Origin of the sequence: Pseudomonas agarici (assembly GCF_900109755.1) — a bacterium.
In the GTDB taxonomy this organism is placed as follows: domain Bacteria; phylum Pseudomonadota; class Gammaproteobacteria; order Pseudomonadales; family Pseudomonadaceae; genus Aquipseudomonas; species Aquipseudomonas agarici.
This window is the reverse complement of sequence record NZ_FOAR01000028.1, coordinates 14,093-25,684: the sequence shown is the minus strand read 5'-3', so window position 1 is coordinate 25,684 and position 11,592 is coordinate 14,093. Positions and strand designations below refer to the sequence as shown.

General features: G+C 62.4%; 7 protein-coding genes. All 7 read right to left on the bottom strand.

The annotated features are described in order from the left end of the window. Nucleotides 1-233 precede the first annotated feature (233 nt). Complete coding sequence (locus BMX68_RS21120; protein WP_017130423.1) at nt 234-479, bottom strand: DUF2789 domain-containing protein; 246 nt, start codon at nt 477-479, stop codon at nt 234-236. A 189-nt stretch (nt 480-668) separates the two neighbouring features. After that, on the bottom strand, nt 669-1,643 hold the full coding sequence (locus BMX68_RS21115) for an aspartyl beta-hydroxylase (protein ID WP_060783258.1): 975 nt from the start codon (nt 1,641-1,643) through the stop codon (nt 669-671). Then, complete coding sequence (locus BMX68_RS21110) at nt 1,631-2,419, bottom strand: aspartyl/asparaginyl beta-hydroxylase domain-containing protein (RefSeq protein ID WP_026013015.1); 789 nt, start codon at nt 2,417-2,419, stop codon at nt 1,631-1,633. The genes BMX68_RS21115 and BMX68_RS21110 overlap by 13 nt, the downstream gene beginning before the upstream one ends. Further along, nucleotides 2,416-3,015, bottom strand: a complete 600-nt coding sequence (gene cysC / locus BMX68_RS21105; protein WP_017130425.1) for an adenylyl-sulfate kinase — start codon at nt 3,013-3,015, stop codon at nt 2,416-2,418. Before cysC ends, BMX68_RS21110 begins: the two co-directional genes overlap by 4 nt. Then, nucleotides 2,999-4,513 (bottom strand): TolC family protein, encoded by a 1,515-nt coding sequence (locus BMX68_RS21100; protein ID WP_039792160.1) that lies wholly within the window; start codon nt 4,511-4,513, stop codon nt 2,999-3,001. Before BMX68_RS21100 ends, cysC begins: the two co-directional genes overlap by 17 nt. Nucleotides 4,514-4,591: 78 nt before the next feature. Continuing rightward, nucleotides 4,592-10,579, bottom strand: coding sequence for an Ig-like domain-containing protein (locus tag BMX68_RS21095; protein WP_017130427.1), 5,988 nt, complete (start codon nt 10,577-10,579; stop codon nt 4,592-4,594). A gap of 121 nt (nt 10,580-10,700) precedes the next feature. Then, on the bottom strand, nt 10,701-11,546 hold the full coding sequence (locus BMX68_RS21090) for a sulfotransferase family protein (RefSeq protein WP_026013016.1): 846 nt from the start codon (nt 11,544-11,546) through the stop codon (nt 10,701-10,703). Nucleotides 11,547-11,592 lie beyond the last annotated feature (46 nt).

The following is an 11,592-nucleotide window of genomic DNA, read 5'->3' as shown; positions in this document are numbered from 1 at the left end:
GGGGATAGGGGGATTGGCGTCACGGGCTTGATCATTGCCGAGCGTTTCAAGGCCAAAGCTTTCAGGCTCAACGCTTGGCGAAAATAGGCGTAACCGACAACGTGCCTGTTTGATATCCACAGAAAAAGCTCACTTGGGCGATTAAAGCCTAGATTTTTTTTGTCCTTCCACCGTTTTTTACATTTCAGGGTTTTTCGGCATCTTTTTACATGCCGCCCATACGCAAGTCTGTTTCAGCCCAGGCGCCCCTTCCTCAACAACACATTCAACTGATCCACTACCTCGGCCCAGTCCGCATCTTTAAGCACTTCGTTGCGCAGGAAATCCGCCTGGCTCCTGCTCCAGAAAAACGCATCCGCCAGGTGCAATGCCGGTTTGAGCGGCGAGTGGATGGCGACAAATTTTTCAATGCTCTCGGAGTCATCGGGCAAGCCCAGTTGCTTGAACAACGACGGGAGGTTATGGGTAGGTGATTGCATTGGCTGCTCCAGTGATCTTATGGACAGACGGGATCCGATCGCTCCTCCACAGTGGAGGGCGCGGGCAGGCCAAAGGTTCAATGACAGGCTTCGCACACTTGGGCATGGGGCATCATTCTCCGGTATGCGTCTAGTGGCCTGTGTGGTTAGACCTGTTAGTCAATGTCGGCGCCGGGGCGTCGGTCCGGCTCAATCACCGTTATCGCTATTGCCGGATCTGGGTAGTCGACTGGGTGCTAAACGCAGGCGCTCCAACGCTTCGTAAGGCCCCTGGGCCCAGGCTGACACCTGCACCCTGAGCCATTCGCAGGCTTCGCGGCGCTTGTCCTGGCTATCAGGCACAAACACCTGGGCAGGCTGTTTGGCGTGTTGTCCGACTGTCGCGAAAACGCGGTTGCGCTGTCCGGCATCCAGACCGAAAAAGTCCGCCAGATGCCCGTCCATGGCCACCGGTAATTCACTGTAGTTCACCGGCACGCCAGCGAATGCCTGGCAATGCTCCAGTCCCTGCCGGAGGATCCGTCCCAGCCGCCGGGCGATATAGTCCTCCCGCGAATTGTCCTGCCCCGGCGCGTCCAGCGAGCTGGCACCGATCATTCCAGGCACCATGTGCATGCCCGCCCGCCGCCAATGGGACACGGCGATTTCCAACGGATCGCGGTACACGAACAACCACGGTGTAGCGGGAAAACACTCGCGCAACACCGCCAGCTCACCGATATTCCAGGCATCGAGCTTGATCACCAACTTCTGTTCACTACCGCGCCGGATTTGGCCGTATGCCGCCAGCAGGCCGCGCAACGCCGCCTGCCGCTCTTGCGGCTCGAATGCGCCGCGCAGCAAGCTATCCAGCGGTGGCGGTTCGCAAATGACAATCGCCTCGTCGAGCTGTGCCAACATCTGGCAGATCAAGGTCGAGCCACAGCGCGAAGCGTGGTAGATAAAGGCCGTCGGGGCGAGCGCCGGAGCGCGCCATTCACGGAGACTCGCCAAGGCGGTTTCACGGCGAAAGGCCTGGTTGAAAGGCAATCGCAAGGCATCCTCCACCGCCTCGCGAAAGAACGGTTGGTCGAGCTTGCGCCCGCCGAACCAGCACCAGTCCACTCGCCACTCCCCGGCCTGCTGCCAGAGACGGATCGGCAACCAGTCCTTCAAGCCGTCCATTGCTGGTTCCAGCGGCTACGGCCCTGGCGCATCGCCGAGCGGATATCTTCGCGGCCAAAGCGCAAGCCGCGCTCGGTGGCCAGTTGCAGCGTGCGGGCGATAAAGGCGTCGCTGTCCTCCAGGGCCTGCAAGGATGCGCATAACCATGGATCGCTCGCCAACAAGGCCCGAAACCGCGCCAGATCCTCGGCGGCCCGCCCAATGCCAGGCGCTGGCGTAGTCGCCAGACCACCGGCGATCTGCTGTTCCAGCCAGCGGTTCGGACGGCAATCGAGCACCAGGTGAATCCGCTCGCCCTCGCCCCAGTTATCGACGCTGTGGGGCCGCGACAGATCGAGAAACCAGCATTCGCCGGCCTGCATCGGGATACGTTGTCCATCGACCATGAAATCCACATCCGGCGAACTGAGCAAGGGTAGGTGCAGGCGACGGTCTGCGTCCGGCGCGCCGAGGTCGTAATCGCGATGTTCATGAATCCGCCCGCCCGGCCCCAGGCGCAGCAGGCGCGCCGAACGAATCTCCAGGGGCAGGTCCAAGGCCGTCGCCCACGCCGTATCCAACAGCCAGGGTGCGCGCTCGGTCGCCGGGGCAGTCCCCGGCGCCAGTTCGCTCAAGGCATCCGCCGCCGAAATCAGCGCGACGCCACTCCAGTCACCGTCGTAGTAATCGACATTGAAGTGGGCCTTCCAGGCAGGTTCGGCAATGCGCGAAAGGGCCTGCAGCAACAGCGGCAACGCCACTGCGACAGGCAAACGGGAAAAGGCCGGCAGGCTCAGGGAATCACCCCGGCTGATTGCAGATGGCCCAGCAGTTGTTCGACACAAGCGCCGACAGAGAGGCGCCCAGTATCGAGGATCAAATCGGCGGCTCGCGGCACGTCATAAGGCGCCGAGATCCCGGTGAAACTCGCCAACTCGCCACGCCGGGCCTGCGCATAATGCCCTTTCGGATCGCGCTCTTCACAGATCGGCAACGACGCGCTACACCAGACCTCACGATAATCTTCACCCAGGCGTCGGGCGAACAGTTCGCGCTGTTCGGCTTGCGGCGCAATCATGGCGAGGATGACGATCTGGCCGTTTTCCACCAGCAACCGGGCCAGCTCGCTGGCGCGCCGGATATTTTCCCGGCGATCGCTCTCGGCAAATCCAAGATCACGGTTCAATCCACCGCGCAGGGCATCGCCGTCCAGTACCAGACATTGCAATCCACGTTCGAACAACGCCGCCTGCAGCGCCTGGGCCACGGTCGACTTGCCCGCCGCCGGCAAGCCGGTCAATAAGATCGCGCCGCCGCGATGACCGTTGCGGGCCTCGCGCTGGCCGCGGCTGACGCTCGCCCGCGGCGCCAACAGGTTACTGCCCTTGGGCATGGCTGACGGCTACGCCGATATTGCCGGACGCCCACTGCAACTCGCGTGTCGCCATGGCATCGGCAATCGCCGCGACCTTGGTCGAGGGGACCTCCGACGGCAACGGGTCCAAACCGGCGCTGGCGAAGATCTGGCCGTAGGCGTTGCGTAGGTCGGCATAAGCCAGGTCGCGGCGCAGGTCGGCTTGCAGGGTGTTGAGTTCGCCTTGAATCAGGTCCAACTCGCCCAGCCCGGCAGCCTGGTAGCGGTTACGCAGTTGGCCGAGAATCTGTCCGTCGATATTCGACAGTTGCTGGCTGGTCTTGAACTGGCGCAGCGCCTCGCGGTAGTTGGCATTGGCCACGTAGAGTTGCGCCAGCACGGCGATCGACATCGCCTGGCGCCGCGCGGTCGCCACTTCTTCACCGGCTTTGGCCACGTCGATGGCCGCCGGGGCGGAGATCACGTTGAACAGGTTCCAGGTGACCTTGACGCCATAATCGGCCCACTTGTCATTGACCAGGAACGAGTTGCTGTCGTAATGGCCGCCCGCCGAGAACTCCAGCCCCGGCAGCAGACGCAACATGGCCTTACGGGTTTCGGCGGCACTGATACGGCTCTGGTAATCCTGTTCGCGCAATTCCGGACGACTGGCCAGCGCTTCGTGCTCCAACTGGGCCATATCGACCTTGAGCTGCGGAATCGCATAATCATCCGGAGTCGCCAGGGTCAGCTCGGTGCCCATGGGCAGGTTGATCAGGGTCGCCAGTTCGGTCTTGGCCAGGGACAGCGCCTTGCGCTGTTCTTCCAGTTGACGAGTGGCCTCGATCAGCGAGCGCTGATAACCCAAGGCCTGGATCGGGTCGCCGATACGCTGTTCACTCATCTTCTCGCTGTTGCCCTGCGCCGCCTCGACCCGCGCCATCAGGCTGTCGATCTGCTTGAGCAGGCGTTCGGCCGCCACGGCCCGCCAATAGGCAGAGCGCACGTCCTGGACGATGGTGTTGATCACCTTACGCCGACGCTCCTGGACGATCAGGCGCTGGTCGCCCTGTTGCTTGGCGCTGATATAACTGACGCCGAAGTCGAGCACGTTCCAAACCATGGTCAGATCAGCGACGCGCCGGTCGCGGTCCTGGGAGGTCGAAGGTTCCAGCGACTGAGTGCCGGTCTGCACACTCTGGCTACTGGAGGCGCTGACATTGCTACGCCCCGCATAGCCCGCCGAAAGCGCCATGCGTGGCAGCATATCGAAACTGGCAAGGTCCAGTTGGCGTTTGGCCAGGGCCTCTTCCATGATCTTCAGGCGCCCTTCGAGGTTGTATTTCACCGCACGGGCCATGGCTTCGTGCAAGGTGAGCGGGCCGCTGAGAGCTTCCTGACCCTGGTACATGGTCTGTAGATCGCTTTTGGCGCGTTGCTCACTGACGCTACGATCGATCGGCTGGCTGGTCACGGCACAACCGCTGACCACCAGCGCCAGCAAGCTGACGCTGAACAACTTCTGATTTCTTCTCATTCCCTGGCACCGCCCCTGACTACTGCTCTTTATTTTTATAGGTGCCGACAACCGTCGGCGCAGATCTCAGATCATCGTTCAGGCCGGCATTTCGCTGACACTGACCTGCTCCAGCGCCCAGGCTAGTTCATGCAGCTGTTTCTGCTCGGAATCTTTGAGCTGCTGCAATTGCTGGCCGAGGGTCGGCGCGCCAAAAATCCCGCGAAGGCCCTGGGACGGATCGCCCAGGCTCTTACTGTCCTTGTGGTCGAACGCATTGAATCCAGCGCCATCGCCGGTCGACGAGTCGCGATTGAACAGGCCGGACAAGGTGCTGCTACCGAACACCCCACCATCGCCGCCACCAAAGCCGAGGAAGCCGCTGCCATTGCCGTCGCCACCGCTGTCGGTGCTGAACACCTGGGCAAGAAAGCTCGGGGCCAGGGCACCGTTCCTGATGAAGATATTGCCAATCGGCGGCAGGCCACCGCCCACATCACGCGGTTCGAACAACGGTGGGAAGCCAATAGGCGAACCGAGGTTGCCATTCGGTGGACCAAAGACAACCGGCTGCAACGGCACGTTCGGCAGGTCCGGCGCCGGTGGCGGCTCGCCGATCCGAAATTGCGGGTCACCGTCCAGCGCCACGGTGGTGATTGCATAGTTATTGGAGTTGGCAAAGCCACTACCGGCGTTGCCCGCCAGGTCAGTGACCAGGCGGGTGTCGAGGGTGATGAAGTTGCTCGGGTCGGTGATGTTCGCTGTCGGCGTCAGGGTCGCGGTCCAGGTCTTGCCGCTGTCGCTGCTGTGCAAGTTGGATAGGATGCCGTTGGCCACGCTGAGGTCCGACAGGTCAAAACCGCTGACCGCTTCGCTGAAGGTGAACGTCACCGTGGTGGTCTGGCCGGCAGTCAGGTTCGGGTTGGCAACCACGATGGTCGCTGTCGGCAGATCGGCGTCAACTCCGTAGTTGTTGGAGATGGCGATAGCCGATCCGCTGTTGCCGGCCCCATCGCTGACCAAGCTGGTATCGAGCACCACCAGGTTGGTGGCGTCGGTGACACCGACCGTCGGTGTCAGGGTGGCGGTCCAGTGGATATTGTCGCTGGTGGTCAGGTTGGACAGCACGCCATTGGCCACGCTCAGGTCCGACAGGTCGAAACCGCTGACCGCCTCGTTGAAGGTGATGGTCACCGTGGTGGTCTGGCCGATCCCGACATGCTCATTGGCCACCGCGATGGTCGCGCCTGGCCGCTGGGTATCAATGCTGTAGTTGTTGGAGTCGGTGGTGCCGCTGCCAGCGTTGCCCGAGGCATTGGCGACACCGCTGTTATTCAAGGTGATGACGTTACTGGTATCGGTGATGTTGTTGGTCGGGGTGAGGGTCGCGGTCCAGGTGATACCGCCGTCGCTGGAAGCCAGGTTGGTCAGGACACCGTTGGCCGGGGTCAGGTCCGCCAGGTCAAAGCCGCTGACCGCCTCACTGAAGGTAATGGTCACCGTCGAGGTTTCGCCGGCCTTGAGGGCCGTGTCCGCCACCACGATAGTCGCGGTCGGCACTACCGTGTCGATGGTGAAGTTGCCTGAGTTGGTCACTCCGCTGCCGGTGTTGCCGGCCAGGTCGGTATAACCGCTATTGTTCAGACTGATCAGGTTGCTGGTGTCGTTGACATTGACGGTCGGGGTGAAGGTCGCGGTCCAGGTCAAACCACCGTCGCTGCTGGTCAAGGTGCTCAGGGTGCCGTTGGGTACGCTCAAGTCGCTGTTGTCGAAACCAGTTACCGCCTCGCTGAAGGTAATGGTCACCGTCGAGGTTTCACCGATAACGAGTGCCGAATCACTGACAACGATAGTGGCGCTCGGGCGTTGGCTGTCGATGGCGTAGGTGTTGGAGTCGGTGGTGCCGGTCCCCATGTTACCGGCGCCGTCGATCACGCCACTGTTAGCCAGGGTTATGTGATTGTTGCCCTGGTCGATACCGGCCACCGGAGTCAGGGTGGCGGTGTAGGTGATGTTATCGCTGGTGCTCAGGTTGCTCAGGGTGCCGTTGTCAACGGTCAGGTCGGCCAGGCTGAAACCGGTCACGGCTTCATTGAAGGTGATGGTCACCACGGACGTGCCACCTACACCCAAATGATCGGTCTCGACCACTACGGTGGCGGTCGGCCGTTGGGTATCGATGGCGTAGTTGTTGGAAACGCTGTTGCCGGTACCGACATTGCCGGAAGCCAGCGCCTGGACGCCGCTGTTATCCAGGGTGATCTGGTTACTGGCGTCGGTGAGATCGGAGCTTGGGGTGAAGGAGGCGGTCCAGGTGATGCCACCGTCGCTGCTGGTCACCACACCCAGGCTGCCGTTGGCAACGGTCAGGTCGGCATTGCTGAAACCGCTGACGGCCTCGTTGAAGGTAATGGTCACCAGGGACGTGCCACCGATATTCAACGCCGGATTCGCCACCACGATGCTCGCCGTGGGCAGCACCGTGTCGATGGTGAAGTTCGCCGAGTTGGTGGTGCCGGCGCCAACGTTGCCCGCCGCATCCTGCACGCCGGTGTTGTCCAGAGTGATGAGGTTGGTGGTGTCGCTGATGTTCGTGTCCGGGGTGAGCGTCGCGGTCCAGGTTATACCGCCGTCGCTGCTGCTCAACCCGCTCAGAGTGCCGTGACTGGTGCTCAGATCGGCCAGGGTGAACGCCGTCACCGCTTCGCTGAAGGTGACGGTGATCAGCGAAGTTTCTCCCGCCGTGAGCGTCGGATCGGCAACGACGACGGTTGCCGTCGGCCGTTGGGTGTCGATTGCATAGTTGTTGGAGTCACTGGTGCCGCTGCCGCTGTTACCGCTGGTGTCGGTATAGGCGGTATTGTCCAGGGTGATCAGGTTGCTGGTGTCGGTGATGTTCGTCGTCGGGGTGAAGGTCGCGGTCCAGGTGATGCCGCCATCACTGCTGGTTATTGCCGTCAATGTCCCGTTGGCGATGGTCAGGTCGGTGTTGCTGAAACCCACCACGGCTTCCGAGAAGGTCACCGTCACCAGTGAGGTCTGGCCAATAGCAAGGGTGCTGTTGGCCACCACCACGGTCGCGGTCGGACGCACGCCGTCGATGGATACGTTGTTGGAATCGGTGGTGCCGCTGCCCACGTTGCCCGCCGCGTCCTGTACGCCCGTATTGTTCAGAGTGATGTGGTTGCTTGGGCTGACGATACTCGCCGTCGGGGTAAAGGTTGCGGTCCAGGTGATGCCACCGTCGCCGCTGCTCAGTCCGCTGAGGGTACCGTTGCTCACGGTCAGGTCGGCCAGGGTCAAACCGCTCACGGCTTCGCTGAAGGTGATGGTCACCGGCGAAGTCTGACCGATCCCCAAGTTGGTGTTGCCGAACACGACGCTCGCGGTGGGCCGCTGGGTGTCGATGGCATAGGCATTGGACGTGGTCGTGCCGCTGCCGGCGTTGCTCGCGGCGTCGGTGACCCCGGTATTGCTCAGGGTGATGACATCGCCGCTATGGCTGACCCCGGCGTTCGGCGTCAGGGTCGCGGTCCAGTGCGTGCCATCGACTTGAACGAGGTTGCTCAAGCTACCGTTGGAGGCCGACAGGTCGGCCAGGGTGAAATCGTTCACCGCTTCGCTGAAGGTGATGCTCACCGTCGCCGTGCCGCCGATGTTCAGTGCCGTATTGTCGACCACGATACTCGCCGTCGGGCGCACGGTGTCCACCGCATAGCTGTTGGATGTGCTCGTACCACTGCCGGCGTTGGTCGCGGTATCGGTATAAAGGGTGTTATCCAGGGTAATGACGTTGCCGCTGCTGTTATTGCCGGCGTTGGGCGTCAGGGTCGCGGTCCAATGGGTGGCGTCGACCTGGACCAGGTTGCTCAGGGTGCCATTGGAGGCCGACAGGTCCGCGAGGCTGAAGTTGCTCACTGCTTCGCTGAACGTAATGTTCACCGTCGCGTTGGTCGTGGTACTCAGCGTGGAGCCGACAACCGCAACGGTCGCGGTCGGCCGTACAGTATCGACGCTGTAGTTGTTGGACGAGGTGGTGCCGATCCCTGCCGTGCCGGTCGACAGGCTGTTGACCCCGGTGTTGTCCAGGATGATCAGGTTGGTGGCACTGCTGACACTTGAGTTCGGGGTAAGGGTCGCGGTCCAGGTGGTGCCACCGTCGCTGGTGCTCAAGTTGCTCAGCACACCGTTGGAGGCCGTCAGGTCGGCCAGGGCAAAGTTGTTCACCGCCTGGTTGAAGGTAATGGTCACCGTTGACGTGCTGCCGATGTGTTGGGCAGGAGTGGTGACCACGATGGTCGCGGTCGGTGCCGGGTTGTAAGCAGTGTTCAGCGTTCCGCCGTCGTTGAAGATGGTGTTCAGGGCCGCCGGCTGAGTCCCCGTTGAGCCGCCGCCCGACGACAGGCCACCGGAGCCACTGACGCCAAGGTTATTACCGCTACTCAAGGCCGCGAAGTTGGCGGCGGTAATCAACAACGTACCCTTGTTCCAGATCGCACCGACGCCTTTGCCCCCCGCACCACCCGAATCGCCGGAACCACCACTGCCGCCGCCACCACCACCACCGCCGCCGGCAGCGATGTTATTGGAGATCACCGAGGTGCCGACAACGGTCAGGGTACCGGTGCTGGCATTGTAGATACCGCCGCTTGCCGCGGCACCGGCCCTACCGGGCTGATCCCAACCCGAGCCGCCACCACCACCGCCAATGGACAGAGTGCCGTTGTTAGACGTGGCGCCCGCGCCGCCGCTACTGTAGCCGAAAGACCCCTGGCCGCCCGCGCCGCCGCTGCTACTGCCGCCAAGCCCCCCCATGGAAGCGTAGCCGCCACCGGTACCGCCTTGGTTGGCGCTACCGGCGAGGCCCGCATAAACCCCTGTGCCGAAGCCCGAATCACCGCCGCTTCCACCGTTTTGCCCACCAATACCACCGCCACCGCCACCGCCACCGCCCACCGCGCCGCCGAGGTAGGGTGCAATCACCCCGCCACCGCCACCGCCACCCGAGGCCGCGTTGCCGGTCACGGTGACATTGTTCAGGGTCAGGTTGCCGGCGTTGACAATGCCGCCGCCCATTGCCGCCAGGCCGTCGGTACCCGCCGCCGCGCCGTCGCCCGCTGCCAGGCCCTGGGTGATGATCAGGCCGTCGAGTGTCGCGGTGACTCCCGCATTGACCTTGAGCACCTGGGTCTTGTACTGCCCGCTGATGGTCACATCAGCGCTACCGTTGTTGTCCAGGTCGCCGTCGACGGTCAGGTTCTTGGCGATCACCAGTTGCGAGTTCAGGTTGACCGTCATACCTGGGGTGGTGAAAGTAACGATGTCGCCCGCCACCGCATCGCTCAGGGCCTGGCGCAGGCTGCCGGCGCCAGTGTCGGCGCCACTGCTTACGGTAATGGTGGCCAAGCCGTACTGGTACGCGGCCATGGCGTCGGCCGACAGCACGTTGTGGCTTTCGATGCTGCCGGAGGCGATTTCCAGGCTCCAGTCGCCGCCCAGGCCCGTGCGGTTGGTCGAGGCCGCGATATCGCGCCCGGTGTATTGCGCCAGGGCATCGACAAATCCGCTGCCCTTGTCGCCCGAGGCGGTATTGCAGGCATAAATCAGGATATCGCCGCCGACATTCATGTCATTGCCGATCCGTGCCAGCACATCGGCCCGCGCCGCGACGTTATCGGAAGAGAGATAGGTGTTGCCCAGCCACAAGTCGCCCGAATTGCCGTGGGCGATGATTTCCACGCTACTCACGCCCGAGTGGGAGCCCAGGTAATCGGCGATCTGCTGCAGGCCGTCTTTGCCGGCCTCGAGTACCACCACCTGAGTGCCGGGTGCGGCGCCCTTGAGCAGACTGTCGAAATCTTTCACCCGCGAGTCGATGAACACCACCGACTCGCCCGGTACGGCAACCGGTGCCGGAGTCGAAGGGGCATCGGATAGCGGGTGCGCTTCGGCGGGGGCGAGCGCGTGATCGCTAGTCGGCGCCTGCGCTGCATCAGCGGCGGGGTGACTGGCCGGCTGCGCGGCCTCGGCCACGGTGGCCGCCACGGCACCGTCGAACAGCATGCGTGGTTCCAGCGCAATGATCATGGGTGAAACCAGGCTTCTCACGCCTTCGGCCCGCGCTTTCGGTTTGCTCCACCACATGCTTCACCTGCACTCGAACGCTCATGCGCTCAATGGTTTTTTTTGTCGGCATAAAAAACCGCGATCAGCTGACCGCGGCGTTGGTTTTCAAACGAATGACATTCGCGGCACTGGCCGAGCCATCGTTCCAGAACGATAGCTCGGCATACTTTTCGAACAAATCCGGCGGCAGGATGGTGCGCCGCGACGTCAGCGCGACCTTGGGCTTGACCTTGTGCAGACCGGCGACCCCGAGGGCCTGGTCGAATTCCGGGGCGTCATAGGCCAGATGGTCGAAATCATGCTCGAACCAGGGTTCGCCGATAAAATCGTAGACCAGCCGCAACACCCGCTCCGGGGCCTGGGCCAGGAGATCGTAATCCACCAGCAGCACGGAACCGGCGTGTTCGCTGTAGTAGGCTTCCTTGAGCGCGGTCCAAGCAAAACCCACCAGGCGATTGCGCTGGGCAAGGGTTTCACAGCGGCTGTAGACCGTGTTGCGCTCCACCTCGTCGTTGAACAACTTGGTGTTCTCGAAGGGATTGGCGCGGTACAGCCGCTCCAGGCTGTCCATCACCCAGGCGACGTTACGCACGCAGGCGATAACCTTGGATTGCGCAAACATATCCATCAACGCCGGCAAGCGCGCGGACCACTGGCGATTGGTATCGAAGATAACCGACTGTTCGCCCTTGTCGGCGTAATAGGACTCGAACAGCCCACGCAGCAGGCGGCGACGCCTATCGGTACCAATCACCGCGCCGAACTCGCTGCCAGCGCTACACTGTTCCAACACGCTGTTAAACAGGCCGCCAACCGGGCTGCTCATGCCAGCATGAAAACGTGGGTTCTGCAGGAGAATAGCGGACAGCAGAGTGGACCCTGAGCGCGGCAATCCGGAGATAAAGTGAAAACTGCGCAATCCATTCACCGTGACGTTAAGTCCTTTGTAGGACAAAGCGTAGCGTAAGGAATTG